This is a genomic window from Streptomyces carpinensis, from assembly GCF_002154505.1.
GTDB classification, from domain to species: Bacteria; Actinomycetota; Actinomycetes; order Streptomycetales; family Streptomycetaceae; genus Streptomyces; species Streptomyces carpinensis.
In genome coordinates, this window is record NZ_MUBM01000357.1 from 1 (window position 1) to 14,847 (window position 14,847).

General features: G+C 70.0%; 16 protein-coding genes and 2 pseudogenes. 10 read left to right on the plus strand and 8 right to left on the minus strand.

Annotation, left to right across the window (positions count from 1 at the left end; all coding sequences use genetic code 11):
* A partial coding sequence (locus tag BZY54_RS37895) for a PAS domain-containing protein (protein ID WP_158103976.1) occupies nucleotides 1-989 on the minus strand: 989 nt, incomplete at its 3' end.
* A 716-nt stretch (nucleotides 990-1,705) separates the two neighbouring features.
* Nucleotides 1,706-1,918, minus strand: a pseudogene (locus BZY54_RS37900) (cold-shock protein).
* A 137-nt stretch (nucleotides 1,919-2,055) separates the two neighbouring features.
* Here BZY54_RS37900 and BZY54_RS37905 point away from each other — a divergent pair.
* A pseudogene (locus BZY54_RS37905) lies at nucleotides 2,056-2,352 on the plus strand (helix-turn-helix domain-containing protein); the annotation flags it as partial.
* Nucleotides 2,353-2,774: 422 nt separating this feature from the next.
* On the opposite strand, the gene BZY54_RS37915 reads toward BZY54_RS37905, so the two are convergent.
* From BZY54_RS37915 to BZY54_RS37930, 4 genes are all read right to left on the minus strand, one after another.
* Complete coding sequence (locus tag BZY54_RS37915; RefSeq protein WP_086729887.1) at nucleotides 2,775-3,125, minus strand: DUF6233 domain-containing protein; 351 nt, start codon at nucleotides 3,123-3,125, stop codon at nucleotides 2,775-2,777.
* A gap of 942 nt (nucleotides 3,126-4,067) precedes the next feature.
* Complete coding sequence (locus BZY54_RS37925; protein ID WP_086729890.1) at nucleotides 4,068-4,622, minus strand: GNAT family N-acetyltransferase; 555 nt, start codon at nucleotides 4,620-4,622, stop codon at nucleotides 4,068-4,070.
* Between the two features lie 35 nt (nucleotides 4,623-4,657).
* Complete coding sequence (locus tag BZY54_RS51225) at nucleotides 4,658-4,804, minus strand: hypothetical protein (RefSeq protein ID WP_158103977.1); 147 nt, start codon at nucleotides 4,802-4,804, stop codon at nucleotides 4,658-4,660.
* A 52-nt stretch (nucleotides 4,805-4,856) separates the two neighbouring features.
* A complete protein-coding gene (locus tag BZY54_RS37930; protein WP_244217531.1) occupies nucleotides 4,857-5,210 on the minus strand; it encodes an ANTAR domain-containing protein in 354 nt (117 codons plus the stop codon).
* A 299-nt stretch (nucleotides 5,211-5,509) separates the two neighbouring features.
* Between BZY54_RS37930 and BZY54_RS37935 the strand changes: the two genes are divergently transcribed.
* The 5 genes from BZY54_RS37935 to BZY54_RS37955 all read left to right on the plus strand — a co-directional run bounded on the left by BZY54_RS37935 (nucleotide 5,510) and on the right by BZY54_RS37955 (nucleotide 7,889).
* A complete protein-coding gene (locus BZY54_RS37935) occupies nucleotides 5,510-5,719 on the plus strand; it encodes an HTH domain-containing protein (RefSeq protein WP_086729893.1) in 210 nt (69 codons plus the stop codon).
* Nucleotides 5,719-6,282: a Clp protease N-terminal domain-containing protein gene (locus tag BZY54_RS37940; RefSeq protein WP_086729894.1), complete on the plus strand. Its 564-nt coding sequence runs from the start codon at nucleotides 5,719-5,721 to the stop codon at nucleotides 6,280-6,282. Before BZY54_RS37935 ends, BZY54_RS37940 begins: the two co-directional genes overlap by 1 nt.
* 61 nt (nucleotides 6,283-6,343) lie before the next feature.
* Nucleotides 6,344-6,625 carry a hypothetical protein gene (locus BZY54_RS37945; RefSeq protein WP_086729895.1) on the plus strand — a complete coding sequence of 94 codons (282 nt, stop codon included), beginning with the start codon at nucleotides 6,344-6,346 and terminating at the stop codon, nucleotides 6,623-6,625.
* 345 nt (nucleotides 6,626-6,970) lie between these two features.
* Complete coding sequence (locus BZY54_RS37950; RefSeq protein ID WP_158103978.1) at nucleotides 6,971-7,189, plus strand: YozE family protein; 219 nt, start codon at nucleotides 6,971-6,973, stop codon at nucleotides 7,187-7,189.
* A 313-nt stretch (nucleotides 7,190-7,502) separates the two neighbouring features.
* Complete coding sequence (locus BZY54_RS37955; RefSeq protein WP_086729898.1) at nucleotides 7,503-7,889, plus strand: DUF2267 domain-containing protein; 387 nt, start codon at nucleotides 7,503-7,505, stop codon at nucleotides 7,887-7,889.
* A gap of 134 nt (nucleotides 7,890-8,023) precedes the next feature.
* Here the strand turns inward: BZY54_RS37955 and BZY54_RS37960 are convergent, their stop codons facing one another.
* On the minus strand, nucleotides 8,024-9,292 hold the full coding sequence (locus BZY54_RS37960) for an MFS transporter (protein WP_086729900.1): 1,269 nt from the start codon (nucleotides 9,290-9,292) through the stop codon (nucleotides 8,024-8,026).
* 370 nt (nucleotides 9,293-9,662) lie between these two features.
* Here BZY54_RS37960 and BZY54_RS37965 point away from each other — a divergent pair, with 370 nt between their 5' ends.
* The 4 genes from BZY54_RS37965 (at nucleotide 9,663) to BZY54_RS37985 (ending at nucleotide 12,808) form a co-directional block, all read left to right on the plus strand.
* On the plus strand, nucleotides 9,663-10,181 hold the full coding sequence (locus tag BZY54_RS37965; RefSeq protein ID WP_244217532.1) for an NUDIX domain-containing protein: 519 nt from the start codon (nucleotides 9,663-9,665) through the stop codon (nucleotides 10,179-10,181).
* A gap of 430 nt (nucleotides 10,182-10,611) precedes the next feature.
* Nucleotides 10,612-11,277, plus strand: a complete 666-nt coding sequence (locus tag BZY54_RS37975) for an ArsR/SmtB family transcription factor (RefSeq protein WP_086729902.1) — start codon at nucleotides 10,612-10,614, stop codon at nucleotides 11,275-11,277.
* The gene (locus BZY54_RS37980; RefSeq protein ID WP_086729903.1) at nucleotides 11,274-12,467 is read left to right on the plus strand and encodes a cysteine desulfurase family protein; all 1,194 of its coding nucleotides are present in this window, start codon (nucleotides 11,274-11,276) and stop codon (nucleotides 12,465-12,467) included. Before BZY54_RS37975 ends, BZY54_RS37980 begins: the two co-directional genes overlap by 4 nt.
* Nucleotides 12,464-12,808 (plus strand): sulfurtransferase TusA family protein, encoded by a 345-nt coding sequence (locus BZY54_RS37985; RefSeq protein ID WP_086729905.1) that lies wholly within the window; start codon nucleotides 12,464-12,466, stop codon nucleotides 12,806-12,808. The genes BZY54_RS37980 and BZY54_RS37985 overlap by 4 nt, the downstream gene beginning before the upstream one ends.
* A 143-nt stretch (nucleotides 12,809-12,951) precedes the next feature.
* Here the strand turns inward: BZY54_RS37985 and BZY54_RS37990 are convergent, their stop codons facing one another.
* Nucleotides 12,952-14,415, minus strand: coding sequence for an aminotransferase class I/II-fold pyridoxal phosphate-dependent enzyme (locus tag BZY54_RS37990; RefSeq protein ID WP_086729907.1), 1,464 nt, complete (start codon nucleotides 14,413-14,415; stop codon nucleotides 12,952-12,954).
* Nucleotides 14,416-14,847 lie beyond the last annotated feature (432 nt).

Consider the following 14,847-nt stretch of genomic DNA (forward strand, 5'->3'; position numbering starts at 1 on the left):
GTGGAGCCGATGCGCACCCCGGCGTCGTACAGCAGCTTCAGGCGGTCCCGAGCCGCCTCGGCCGTGCCCGCCAGGGCCCGTAGCTCAGTGGTGTCGCGCAGCGTCACCGCGTTCCCGCCAGGCCCGCCGTGGTGGGCCGTCGGCCGCACGTTCACCGCCAGCAGACGATCACCCGCCAGGACCACCTCGTCGGTCACCACCTGCTCGGACGTCAGCAGCTCGGCCATCTCCGGGTCCAGGCCGAGGTCCGAGACCGGGCGCTGCTGCGCGTCCGCGGACAGGCCGAGCAGCCGCCGGGCCTCGTCGTTGGCCAGCAGCAACCGCCCGTCGCCTCCGATGATCAGCACCCCCTCCCGCACCGAGTGCAGGACCGCGTTGTGGTGGTCGTACAGCCGGGTGATCTCGGCCGGGCCGAGGCCGCGGGTCTGGCGCCACAGCCGTCGGCTGAGCAGCGCCGCGCCACCCGTGGTGACGGCCACCGCGCCGACGGTGGCGCCCAGCACGGCCGGCAGTTGCGCTGTGACCCGCTGGCTGACGTGTTCGAGGGTGACCCCGGCGCTGACCGCGCCGACTACCGGGCCGGTGGGTCCCTTGACGGGGACATAGGCCCGGATCTGGGGCCCGAGACCGCCGACAGCCTCCTCCGTCACCGTCCGTCCGGCCAGCAGGGGAGCCATGTCCGTGGTGGTGCGAGTACCGGGGCCGTACCCGACGGAGGCGAGGGCTACGTAGGTTCCGTCCCGGTTCAGGACACCCACGTAGTCGACGTCGGAGCGCCTCTGGGCCTCCTGGACCTGCGGCTGCAACGCCGCGGTGGGATGGCGGGACGCCAGGGATTCTGCGACTTCCGGAGAACGGGCAAAGCCCTCCGCGACGGCCAGCGAACGACTGCCGGCGTCGCGGATGCTCTCGCGCTGGGTCGACAGGAACAGCAGGACAACACCTGCGATGGCAAGGAGGACCACGACCGCAACCTGCAGCAGGAACATCTGGCCGACGACACTCCGGACGCTCAGCAGCGAAGAGCCCCTTTGCCGCCGACCGCGGGCGGAACTGCCCATGAACCGCGCAGCCGAGGAAGAGCTGGATCGGATGCGACATCCGGACATATTTCCATCTTGCGCCTGCTTCCAAGGGCTGGAGTTGACCACGCAGGCAGGTGCGTGGAACCGTCCGAACCCGTGAGATCGTCCAGAAATCGGTTCCTTCAAGTTCTTGACCCAGCCGACCTTTTGACACGGTTCTCTCGCGCACGATCCGGCTCTGCTCCGGGCCACGCGCAGGGTGGCGACGCGGTCGGCGTCGAGGAACTCCAGGATGGTGGTGGCATCGCCGCCGAGTCGGGCGTCTTTGCCCTTCGCCGCCTCCCGCGCCTGTTCGAGGACCGTGGACGGGTCGTCGGCGACGAAGCGGAATGTGGTGTCGGGGGAGAGCGTCGCCCGGCAGACGTAACGATGCGAATCATGCGCCGGGGCTCCGTACCGACGGTGAGGTCGCTGGGACGGGGCCCCGGCTGCTGATTCGCCAACAGCGTCCGATGTACGCCCGGGGCACTACTCGTCGGTTACTTCTTCGGCTGGCTGCGCTGACGCCGTAGCTCGATGCGGTCCTGTTCCGCGAACAGCCGCCGGTTCCCTGACCCTGCCCTCGGCGTCGTGGTGATACAACGCTCTGTTTCGGGCGGAGACCACCTTGAGGCAGGTGCCTACCCCTCGGCGCGCACCTTGTCGGCCTGCATCCCCTTCTGGCCCTGGATGGCCTCGAAGGAGACCTTCTGTCCTTCCGTCAGAGACTTGAAGCCCCGCCCCTTCGATCGAGCGGAAGTGGACGAACAGGTCAGGGCCAGACTCCGGGGTGATGAAGCCATACCCCTTACCTCGTTGAACCACTTCACCGTGCCGTTCTGGCGCTCAGCCATGTCTCTCCCTAGCCGGCCGGGTGCAAGCCGTCGTCTGCTGTGATCCTTCACGCTGATCAACGAAAGAGGCGCACGGATGGTCGCACCCGCCCGGTGTTCATCATCGGTACTTGAGGCGGTAGGTGCGTTGGCTGGGCATGGGTGGGTTGATCTCAGCGGATGATCCGAAGTGGCTCGAGCCGTCCTCCAGGCTGACCGAGGTGCAGTTCGCAAGCCCAGTGGCGTTGGTACAGCATCGTGGAGGTGACGTTCAACAGGGTCGACTTTAGCGGCTGCCGCTGGCGGACCCGGTGTTGCTGGTGGTGACGTACTGGCGCACGAACCTCATGTTGCGGCAGGTGGCGCCGCTGTTCGGAGTCTCGAAGTCCACCGCCGACCGCATCCTTGATCACCTCGCACCCCTTCTGGCCATCTCGCCGGCGCCCACGGCCCGCTTGCGTGGTCGTGACGCGAGCTTTCCTGGTGCCGTTCATGGCACAACGGGCCTACCCCGGCGATGAGTTGAGCGATCACAGCGGTCGACAGGCCCGTGATCCTCAGGTCGCTGACGATCGCTGCCCGAGACTCCCCACCACACGACCATGATCGACGATCGAAAGCCCGACGTCTCACCGTCCACTGTTCGCCGACTACTAGCTGACCGCCCCGTGGACGCTGTGCGCCGAAACGACCCGCTCGACGTCACACTCGTCCAGCCCGAACTCGTCGCCTGAAATCATGGTCGACACCGCCCAAGAACGCGGAGGCTGGAGACACCCCGCACGGTTCGCCCGGATCCGCACAGACATCATCACCGCGGACGTGGCGCTGTTCGGCGCGGGCGCCACACCAGCCGCAGGATGACCCGCCCGCCGGCCTACTCCAAAACGCCCAACGCCGTATCCGGCCTGCACTTCGGGCACGCCTGCACCTGCAGGCGCGTCAGCGCGTCCAGCGCCTCGGCCCGCGTCACCGGCCGACTGCGCTTCCCCGGGTCCCAGCAGTCGCCCGTATGCAAGGCCACCAGGTTGTTCTTGTTCAGGCCCACCTCGACCAGCCACTCGGGCGCAGGCGGCCGCATCTCCGCACCGCGGCGGCGCTCAGCTTCCCGCCGCTGCTCCGTCGCGATCCACCGGTCGATCTGGGTCAAGGCAGCCGTCGCCTGCTGCACGACCACCCGGCGCGCGAACTGCAGTAGCTCGAGACGGGACGGCTCACCTTCGCTCACACGTTCGATTCTAGCCGTCTGGTCTGCGGAAACCCCACCGGGTCATCCGCCCCTCGTCACACCAGTACCAGCCGTACGGCGCCACATTCCGCCGCGGCCACAACGCCAACCGGTACGCCCGACGCCCATTCGGCGCGTCATGGTGGGCCACCGTCACACCCCGATACGGCTCACCAGCGACCCGCAGATTGATCCGCACGACGTCGTACGCCCCGTACGAGAACACCTCGACCTCAGTGCCTGGGGGAGGCGCCGAGAGATTGGCGGCATCCCCGACTGTGACGCGACTGGAGCGTCGAAGAGGTCTGCGAAGCCTGCGCCCGGCTGCTGCCGCACACCACCGTCCTGGCCTGCGCGCCCAGGCCGGGCCCACCGAGCAGCCCGCACCGCAGGTACCGGCCCCGCACGGCCGGGTGTTCCCGGCGGCTTCTCCTCCCCGACCTCAGCCCCTGCGGAAGGGGCCTCCGCGCCGTCGCGGCGATCCTCCCACCGGTCCCGCAGCCGGCGCACGAGGCAGGGACGCTGAGTACCAGCAGCCATCAGCCGCCGTCGGGAGGGAACACTCCGCGGGCTTCCTCTGTACTCGCAACCGGTGATGAGGCCGCGGCACGCCTCAGGATGCGCGGCTCACTGGGGTCTGTCGGAACGGACCTGGTCCGGCTGTCCGGCCGACGCCGTGCGGGCTCGAGGACGGCGAGCGGTCGGCCTGCTCGGGCTTCGTGTCGGCCGTGACGCGCACGAGCGTGGACAGCCTGACCCGGCCGGTCTGTGCCGCCCGTCCGTAGTGCGTGCTCGCCTCCAAGACCACCACCGCGCGGCTCCGTACATGAAAGAGAGCAGCGTCTCGACACCGATTCGGGAGGCGCTCGGGGCGGCTCCAGGCCTGTCGATGTTCACGGGTTTCGACAGCATCAAGTGCGTTGAAAGGGCAGCTTCGTGGGATCACGGGGGCTCGGTGTCGTCCTGGATGCGGGCGTGGAGGTGTTCGTCGTGCCAGCCGTCGGCGTGGGGGAGTGCGCTGCGCATTGTTCCTTCCAAGGCGAACCCGGCCCTGGTGGCGACTCTGCAGGAGGCTGTGTTGGCCACAGAGTGCGTGATGCGCAGGCGATGGAGTCCGAGACTCTCGAAGGCCCACTGGCTGACAGCAAGAGTCGCGTTGACCATGGCTCCGCGCCCGCGACCTGGTGGCAGCAGCCAGTAGACAAACTCGCCGCTGCCGCCTCGCAAGTCCAGGTCGGCGAGGCCGATCAGCCCCACGGGCACGCCGTCGTCCTCGGGAACAAGGGCCCAGATGGCGGCCTCCTCGTTCCGCCACCGCAGCTTCCAGCGCGCGATCTTTTCCTGGGCTGCCCCGACGGTCAGCTGACCGGGGCGGTTCCAGTGCTGGATGTCCGGATCGAGACACGACTGCACCAGAACCCGTGCGTCACTCTCCCGCCAGGGGCGCAGACGTATGCCCCCCGGGAGTGCGAAGTCGGGCTGACGGGTCTGCTTCATCCGGCCAGGGGGCACCACAGGAGCTATCGGATTGATCACCAATCCATCATGCCGACAGGGATGTTGACCGTTCTCGCGAACATCGACACTGGCTCGAAGTGGGTGCCTGCGCGAGCGGTGAACATCCGCTGCCGTAACTCGTGAACAAGACCAACCGCGTAATCGTGCAGCTCGATCTGCACCGGCCGGAACCAGCGACATCTCGGTGGTGAGCAAGGCCGGCGACCGGCCGCGTCACCGGCAACGGCATTCCGGAAGTCGCGGTGGGTGCGCCGCCGTCGCGGAGAGTTCGGGCGAGCCGCGTTGGCGCTGAAGCGCGGCATCCAGAGTGTGGCGGATCTTGGGAGGCAGCCATTCGCAGTAGGGCCACTGCACCAGGTACTCCGCCACCTCGCGCAGCTTGGTGTTCGTGTGCTGAGAGACCTCCTTGAGGATCTCCCAGCCTGTGTCGGGTCGCACGCCGCCGTAGACGAGCACGACGCCGATCGCCTGGTCTATCACGGCATGTGAGACGACAGCGCGCCGCATATGCGCGATCTCCTCCTCAAGGGCGGCGATCTTGCCGATGTGATCGTCTTGCTCTGGCAACGAGGGGCCTTCTTTCCGGGGTGAGACGGTCGCCGACCGTGCTCGGACACCGTCACGCTGCCCCGGTCGCGCCGAGGTAAGGGCGCGTACAGCGAAGACATGCCGCCGCTGTGGTCCGGAAAACGAAACAGGGCAGCTCGCACTGGGGCGATCGAGCCGCTCAGCGAAGGTGGCTCGCCCGAAGGGCCGATGGCTCTCTCGGCACGCTGGGGCCTCGGTAAGCCTGTGCGGAGACTCGATCGAGAGGTTTCTTGTCAACTCAGGTTGACATCAGGCGCTTGTCAACCTAGGTTGACAGTATGAGCGGAGCTACCGAACTCGCCGACCGTGCGGGCGATCGCGATCCCCGGGTCGGACTGCGGGCCGTTGCCGCACTGCGCCGGCTCCTGGAGCAGCTGGAGGCCGTGCAGGTGCGCAATGCGCGCAACCAAGGCTGGTCGTGGCAGGAGATCGCCAACGAACTCGGTGTCAGCAGGCAGGCCGTGCACAAGAAACATGGGAGGCATTGATGTTCGAACGGTTCACGAAGGAGGCCCGTGAGGTGGTCGCGGGGGCGGTCGAGCAGGCCGAGGCGGCGGGAGCGAAGCGCGTAGATGCCGAGCACCTGCTGCTCAGCCTGTTGGACCGGGAGGGGAGCCGCGGCTCCTTCGCGCTGGTCGCACTCGGTTTCGCCGAGCACAAGGAGTCGGTGCGGCGCGCGCTGGAGGAGACGCGCAGGCGGGCCGGCCTGTCGCAGGCGGAGACCGATGCCCTCGCCGGACTGGGGATCGACGTGACCGACATCGTCGCCCGGGTGGAGGAAGCGCACGGGGCCGGGTCGATGGCCCCCGGCGGCCTCGCGGAAGACCGGAAATCCGGGCACCGTCCCTTCGGCAAGGGCGCCAAGGACGTCCTGGCGGCTGCCCTGCGCGCAGCCGCCACGCGCCGGGACCGGCGCATCGGCGACGAGCACATCCTGCTGGCCCTGACACTCCGCCCCGGCGTTCCCGCCGAGGTCCTCGCCGACCACGGAGTCACCTACGACTCTCTCACCCGGGTGCTGTACGGGGCCGGCGAAGCCACCGCGGGCTGACCGCGGCCGCAGGACGCCGACGCAGAGTCTTCGCGGGGGAGAGGCTGAAGGCGTCCTGCCCGTGCTGTTGCCCCGGCCGGCCTGGGGCAAGCGGCAGATCATGGCAGAGGCCAGAACACTGGGCACCGCGGACATCTCACGGCTCCCGGCGAGGACTGCCGCACCCCGCTTGCTCCCGCCCCGCTCGGCGGCCACCCGCAGCACACCGGCCCGACTGGCCCGCCTCGAGCGGCGGCTGGACGTGGACGAGGTGGCCGAGACCCTGCTCGCCGAGGCGCGTCTGCGGCCGGCGTCCCCCGGCAGAGCGGAAGACGCCGGCTTTCCGGGCCCTGCCGCACCCTGATCACCATGGCGCGGCCGCACCGGACGGATCACCCGAGCCATGCGCACGGGGACCGGGCCGTTCGTCGCGCGCCGCGGTGAGCGTGGCCTCGTCGGTGATCCGCGACGTGAGCCGGGACTGGACCAGGATTGAGGTTTCCCGTCGAGCCCAGGTGACTGACCGGTTTGACTTGTTGTGGGCTCGTGGGAGGCTGGAAAACGTGGGTCGGCAGGGCGAGCACCAGGCTGGGCCAGGCGCGACTACGGGCGGCTGAGGTCGACGGAACCACGGCTCTCGGACGCGTGGGGCTGAGCGTGTGCGGTGCAGCGGCGCATCGCGGACGTGCCTTCGATGAGAGGACACGCGATGGATGGCACAGCCGACTTCACTCAGTGGCTGAAGGGCCACGACGAGGAGCTGAACGCTCTGGGGGACCTCGCGCGCCGAGTCGAGAGCGACCCCCGATGGCCCGATGGCGCGGATGTCGAGACGTACCGGGAGTATCTGGAGGACAACGGGGCCGCTCCGGAACTGATCGACACCCTGTCCGAAGCGTGGGGCGAGTTTGACTCCGTGCGTCACTGAGACGGCTCCGGCCCAGCCGTTCGCGCGACTCCACCGCCCGGCAGACGATGCAGGCGCTGGGCCCCGGCCCCGACGTGATGCTTGCCGACCGAACGAAAAGGGCGGCGTACCCAGTCGGGATCACCGGGCGGAACCGGGTTGGCCGGGTGCCGGACCGGCATCGGTTGGCGGAAGTGTGCCACGGGTACCCGACACGGAGTGCGGTGGCCCGCTCCTCGGCGTTCCGGTGCGGCTGACGTCGGAGCTGATCACGCCGCGCGGTCCGGCCGCTGGGTGGGGTGTCTGACAGTGGTGAAATCGGGAGAGATCAGTCATGACGTATCGGGACTTCCTGGGTGCCGTACGGCAACACGGCGAGTACGCCGATCTTGAAGAAGCCGCGGCCGTCACGGAGGCCGTGCTCGGCACGCTCGGTGAGCGGCTCCAGCTCGAGGCGGCAGATCACCTCGCGGACGAGCTGCCGCTGGAGATCGGGGAATTCCTCGTCGGCGTGGACGACCATGGAAGGACCTGGGGTGTCGAGGAGTTCGTGCACCAGGTCGCCGTGGCCTCGGGAGACGACGAGGAGACTGCGCGTCCGCACGCCGAGGCCGTGCTGACCGTGCTCGCGGAGACGGTTTCGGGTGGCGAGCTGAACAAACTGATCAGCCGGCTGCCGTCCGGTTACGCCGAACTGTTCGGGCATCCGGAACTCACCTGACGGCTTGCTGGCCCCGCTCAGGCTCCCCGGCCGTATGAAGCGTTCCAGGAGCACGGACGGCAGCTCCGGGTCGGGCTCCATGACGGCCGAGTTCGTCATGGAGTGAACCTCCGGGTCGGGTGGCGTACGGGCGGTCAGTGGGCGTGATGCTCGGTGATCCAGCGGGCCGCCAGAAGACCGGAGACCGCGGTGAGGACGGCGGCGGCGACGACGGTGGCGTCGAGGCCGAGGACGTCGGCGAGAAGCCCGGCGACGAGGTCTCCGGCGGCGTAGCCGATGTCCCGCCAGAAGCGGTAGGTGCCCAACGCGTTGGCTCGCCAGGCGGGGTGGGCGTGGTCGGATATGGAGGCGATCAGGGCGGGGTAGACCATGGCGGTGCCGAGCCCGAGGAGGACGGCGGACAGAACGCCCGCGAGCAAGGGGGTGTCCAGCAGGGTGAGGGCCAGGACGAAGCCGGCGGCCTGGACGAGCATGCCGTACACGATGAGCGGTTTGCGGCCGATGCGGTCGGCGAGATGGCCGGTGGCGGTCTGGCCGATGCCCCACAGGATGGGGTAGAGGCCCTTGATCAGGCCGACGGCCGCAAGACCCAGGCCGTGGTCGGTGAACAGCAGCGGGAAGACGCCCCAGGTGAGGCCGTCGTTGAGGTTGTTGATCAGTCCTGCCTGGCTAGCGCCGCGCAGTGACCGGTTGTGCCAGGAGGTGCGGGCGAACGTCTGGGCCAGGCCGGTGCGCTCGTCGCCCGACCGAGGCCCGGGGTGCCGGGAGAGTTCGAGGGCGACGTGGGCCGCCGTGTCGTGTACGACGAGCGCCAGCGCGAGGCCCGCGGCGACGAAGACGACGCCGATGAGCTCGGGAACGGGGCGCAGGCCGTAGGCGGTGGCGAGGTAGCCGGTGAGCAGGGCTGTGGCACCGACGGCGGTGTAGCCGGCGGCCTCGTTCAGGCCGGTCGCGAGGCCCCGTCCGGCGGGGCCGACGAGGTCGATCTTCATGTTGACGGTCATCGACCAGGTCAGGCCCTGGTTGAGACCGAGGAGGACGTTCGCGGCGACGATCCAGCCCCAGGAGGGTGCCCAGGCGAGCGCGAAGGGTACGGGGATGGCGATCAGCCATCCGGCGAGCAGGAGTTGCTTGCGGCGGAAGCGGGCCGTCAGGGCGCCCGCGGCGAGGTTGGTCAGTGCCTTGGTCAGTCCGAAGGCGATGATGAAGGAGAAGACCGCCAGGTCGCTGGTCAGGCTGAAGGCCTCGCTGCCGATCAGCGGCACGGTGGTCCGCTCGAGGCCGACGAGGCCGCCGACACAGACGTTGACGAGGACCAGGAGAGCGAACTGCGGCCAGTTCTCCCGCAGTCCCAACCGCACCGGCGGGGCGCCGGAGGTCTCGGTGGCCCGGACCGTCGTCACAGGGTGCCCTTCTCGCCCCGGTCGAGCCGGCTGCCGGTGGTGGCGGTGCCGCCGCCCGCTTCACTCCACGCGGCGATAGCGCCGGGAGAGGTGCTCGTAGCCCTCGTCCACCAGCTCGATCAGCTGTTCTTCGGTGAAGCCCACGGCAGCTCCTCTCAGAAAGATCCATCGCGCGGGGTGCGGTCGGCGTCTGCACCCTCGGCCTCTCTACGATATTCCATAGATTCATGGAATATGGCCCGAGGGTCCGTCCGTGGGACCCGCACGGAACCCGCGACGGTCCGAGGTGATGGCGGCCGAGCGGCCGGGTGAGGCTCCGCGGTGGCAGCGGTGTGGCCGCATTGTCGGTGCGGCGCCCTATGTTGGCCCGGTGACGCGAAGTGTGATCGACGAGCGGGCTATCGAGGCAGCGGTCATCGACGCCGAACAGGCGACAGCCGAGTTCGACGGGGCCTGTCGGTGGCTGGTTGCCGCCCGACAGGGGCCGATGGAGCCGCTTGCGGCCGAGGTCTGGGTGTTTGACAGGGATCTTGCCCGGGTGGTTTTGGTGCAGCACCGATGGCGGGGTTGGGTCCCTCCGGGAGGGAAGGTCGAGGCCGGGGAGACACCGCGTGAGGGAGCGATCCGGGAACTGCTTGAGGAAACGGGCCTTCGGGTCGAGCTGCTCCCCGAGCCGGCAGCGGTCGCCGTTCGCTCCTATCACCCGGACTGGCCGGTCACTCTCGGGTTGTCGTATGCCGCGATCGTTGACGCAGCGGTCCCGTTCGTCGCGGAGCCCGGTCAGCCGGTGGCCTGGAAGCGGCTGGATGAGGACTGGGAAAGCTGTTTTCCCGGCGATCTCGCCCGCATCCGTCAGCACGCTACATGGTTGGCTGATCGGTTGGGCTGACGCCGAGGAGCCGCAACGGGCCGACTTGACCGTGAGCCCTCGGAGTGTGAGCAGGCCGCGCGGCGCTTCCCGCCGATCCCACCCAGGGCACCGGTGTGGCCAAGCGGCACTGGGAGTGACTTCCCGATGGAGAAGCCAAGTTGTGTGCGTTGGGCAGGACCGGCTCCGTCATCAGTCGAACCACACCACGAGTCGCACGTGTTCCGGGCCATGCAGCCGTGCAAGGGTTCCCATCACGTCCCAGACCGGCGCCCAGTGGGTCTCCGCCCGCCACCACCCACCGTCGGCCGGAGACTGCCCGCCCGGCCGCCCCCGGGGTCGCTGATTACGTGGCGGGAGCGTTGCGCGGCTGGCCGCGGACGGATATCCCGGATGTTCGGAGGCGGACCGAGTACCATATTCCATAGATTCGTGGAGGATGGGGAGGACCATGGCGGACCGAGCCTCGAAGTCCGAGCTGTACGACGCGTTCGCGGCCAGCGGGAAGGCACTGGCGAGCGGAAAGCGGCTGGAACTGCTCGACCTCCTCGCCCAGGGCGAGCGCACCGTCGACGCGCTGGCCAAGGCGGCGGGACTGAACCTGACGACCGCCTCCGCTCACCTGCAGATCCTCAAGCAGGCAGGCTTCGTCGCCACCCGCCGTGAGGGCGTGCGCATCCACTACCGGCTCGCGGGCGACGACGTCGCCCAGCTGTTCGCCCTGTTGCGCAAGGTCGCCGAAGCCCACCAGGCCGCTGTACCGCCCGCACGCGACGCCTACCTCGGCGACGGCGGTGACGAGGTCACTCGCGAAGAGCTGGCAGCGCGGGCCGCAGCCGGACGGGCCGTGCTTCTGGACGTGCGACCCGTCGAGGAATACCGGGCCGGGCACATCCCCGGCGCCGTCTCCATCCCCGTCGAGGAACTCGCCGACCGCATCGGCGAACTGCCCGACGACGCCGAGATCGTCGTCTACTGCCGAGGCGAGTACTGCGCCCTCGCCTACGACGCCGCCCGGCTGCTCACCGACCGCGGCCGCCGCGCCATCCGCCTCAACGACGGCATGCTCGAATGGCGCCTGGCCGAGATGCCCGTGGACGCCGGAGCCCTCGCATGACCCAGTGCCCGCCCCACCACCCGGGCCTGGTCGGCGGACCGGTCTACCTGGACTACAACGCCACCACCCCCGTGGACCCCCGTGTCGCCGACGCGATGGCACCCCACCTGACCGCCCACTTCGGCAACCCCTCCAGCACCCACACCTACGGCGCCGAACCCCGACGCGCGCTCGCCACGGCCCGGGCGCAGGTCGCCGGCCTGATCGGCGCCCGCCCCGGCGAGATCGTCTTCACGGCCTCCGGCTCGGAGGCCGACCTGCTCGCCCTGCGCGGCGCCGTCCTTGCCTCCGGCCGCGCCCACCCCCACGTGATCACCCAGGCCACCGAGCACCCCGCCGTCCTGGCGACCTGCCAGGCCCTGGAACGCTTCCACCACGCGCGCATCACCGTGCTGCCCGTGGACCACGAGGGCCTGCTCGACCCGGCCGCACTCGCCGCCGCCCTCGACGAGGACACCGTGCTGGTCTCGGTCATGGCCGCCAACAACGAGACCGGCGCCCTCCAACCGGTCAAGGAGCTGGCCGGCATCGCCCACCGGGCCGGAGCGCTGTTCCACTGCGACGCCGCCCAGGCCGCCGGGAAGATCCGTCTCCACGTACGGGAGCTGGGCGTGGACCTGCTCACGCTCGTCGGCCACAAGATGTACGCGCCCAAGGGCGCCGCCGCCCTCTACGTCCGCGACGGGGTCCCCCTCGAACCCGTCGTCTACGGCGGCGGCCAGGAGAACGGGCTGCGCGCCGGCACCGAGAACGTGACCCTCGCCGTCGCCCTGGGCACCGCCGCCCGACTCGCCGCCGAAGACCTCGCGAGCGACATCCCCTCGCGGATCACCTGCCTGCGCGACGACCTGCACCGGCGGCTCGCCGACGCCCTTCCCGGCCGGGTCCGGCTCAACGGCCCCCAGGAGCGGCGGCTGCCGAACACCCTGAACATCAGCATCCGCGGCGCCGCCGGCCACCGGGTCCTCGACCAGGCACCGCAGGTCGCGGCCTCCACCGGCTCCGCCTGCCACAGCGGCACCCACACCCCCTCACCCGTGCTCAGCGCCATGGGCCTCGAACCCGCACGGGCCCTGGAAGCCATCCGGCTCTCCCTGGGCCGCTGGTGCACCCCCGACGAGATCACCGCGGCAGCCAGGGCCCTGGCCACGGCAGCCGTTGCCGTCACCGCACCAGCAGGCAGCCGGTGAGCGCCCCGGCCCCCGACCCGCCCGAGCGTGCGGACATCACGGTCGACGGCACGGGTCTGCTGTGCGTCACCCTCCTGCTGAGACTCCGGGCCGCCATCGAAAGCGCCGCCCCCGGCACCCTCGTCCACGTCATCGCCACCGACCCCGCCGCACCCCTCGACCTGCCCGCCTGGTGCCATATGACCGGCCACACGTACCTGGGCTCCGTCCCCGCCAGCGTCGAGCAGCCGGTGTACGCGCTGCGCATCGCCCCCGGCGCGCATCCCACCCGCCCGGACGCGCCGTGGCACACCACCCAAACAGCCTCGGGGAGCGACGGACGGCAGGGGACAGCGCCGTAGCACTCGCAGACCTCCCACACCGGTTCGATCAGACCGCCGAGCGTGGACGGAGCCAGACCTTTCCGTATCGGGCGCCGCCGACTGGACCTAGAAAGGTGTCGTACGGAGGGACCAGCGCGCCCCGGCACAAGGCCCGGCGAGCGTCAGGGCCGGGCCAGGACCCGTATCGTGCGCACCGTGGGGTCCGCGGCGTCCGGGATCAGGAAGCCGTGCTCGACACCGCTGCGCAGATAGTCCAGGACGCTGTCGGTGATCACCTCGCCGGGCGCGACGACGGGCACACCGGGCGGGTAGGGACTGATCATTTCGGCGGCGATCCGCCCGTGGGCGCGTTCCGCCGGCACCTGTTCGGCCGGGCCGAAGAAGGCATCCCGCGGCAGGACGGCCTGCTCCAGCTCCAGTGCCGAGCCCTCGGGCAGGCGGACCTCCGGACGGCGCTCGACGGAGTCGGCTCCCTCGACCAGTGAGCGCAGTGAGTCGACCAGGAGTTTCTCCGTCTCGTCGTCGTCGGCGTGGGTGATCGACGCGCTGATACGGCAGGTGTCCGACCCGCCGACGTCCACGTGGCGGTGCGCGCGCAGCCACTCCGCGGCCTGCATGCCGCTCATGCCGAGCTCGCGCACGTCGATCACGATCTTCAGTGGGTCGAGGTAGGCGGCCAGTCCCTCGTGGACGATCTCATGGCCCATGACCCGCAGACCCGGCATCTCGTCGGCCGCCGCCCGGATCCGCTTCGCCCGGTGCAGTGCCGCGTCCAGCAACTCGCGCCCCCGCTCGACCATCTGGCGCCGCCATCCGTCGAGGGCGGCGTACACCAGGGACGAGGCGCTCGTCGTGCCGAGCAGGTCCTCGCGCTGCTTGAGCACCTCGGGCGCGATCCGGCCGCCCTGCAGATGGAAGACCGAACTCTGTTCGATCGCGCCACCCATCTTGTGCACACTGGTGACGACCAGATCCGCATCGGCGTCCATGCCCCACGGGGGAAGGCCGGGGTGGAAGGGCAGGTGCGCGCCCCAGGCCTCGTCGACGATGAGCGGTACGTCGTACTCGTGGCACACGTGGGCCACCGCGGCGATGTCCGCACAGGTACCCCAGTCGGTGGGCGTGATCAGCAGCATGCCCTTGGCGTCGGGATGCTCGGCGAGACGCCGGCGCACGTCGTCGGGCTCGGGTGGATGGGCGAGATGGCGGTCGGGGTCGAACTTCGGGTGCACCCAGATCGGCTCCACTCCGTTGATGACCACCGCGGCGACCACCGACTTGTGGGCGTTGCGCGACAGCAGCAGCTTCTCTCCCGGTCCCGCCACCGCGAGCATCGCGGTCTTGACCGACAGGGAACTGCCGCAGGTCGAGAAGAACGCCTGCTCGGCACCGACCGCGTCGGCCATCAGGTCCTGGGCCTGGCTGAGCACACCCTGGGACTGCCGCCGGTCGTCCAGCCCGTTCAGGGACAGCACGTCCGAGCGGAAGACATCCATGCCCAGGACCTCCGCAACGCGCGGATCCACTCCCCGCCCCTGCTTGTGCCCCGGTGGTCCATAGGCCACGTCCCCACGGCGTCGGAACTCCTGCAGGGCCTCCAGCACGGGTACGCGTGAGTGATCCATCGCTCCTCCAGGTCTCGGTCCCGGCGTGCGTGCCCGGACACGGGGTCGACGTCGACGGCGATCGACGGCGCGGACGTGCCGCGCGGCCGGACCGCGCGGTCTGTTGAACGGGTTGCTTCCGCCGCGCGCTCCAAACTCGGTGAACCGCACCGGTGCCCCGCCGATGCGGTCTCATGGACGGGCCGACGCCCCCGGCCTGCCGGTGGACACATCGGCGAACGCCCGGCATGCGCACAGATGCCGCATGACACGGGGCAGGCGGCATGCGGCCGAAGCTGTCGGGCATCCGGTCCACCTCGGGCTTCACGTCGGGCGTCGGATGCTCATCGCCGGGCATACGGCCGATGTGTCGGGCCGCCGGCCGGTGGAACCCGTTACCGCCGACGCCGGTCCGATGCCCCCAGGGCCACCCCCTGTCTCTTAACCACATCT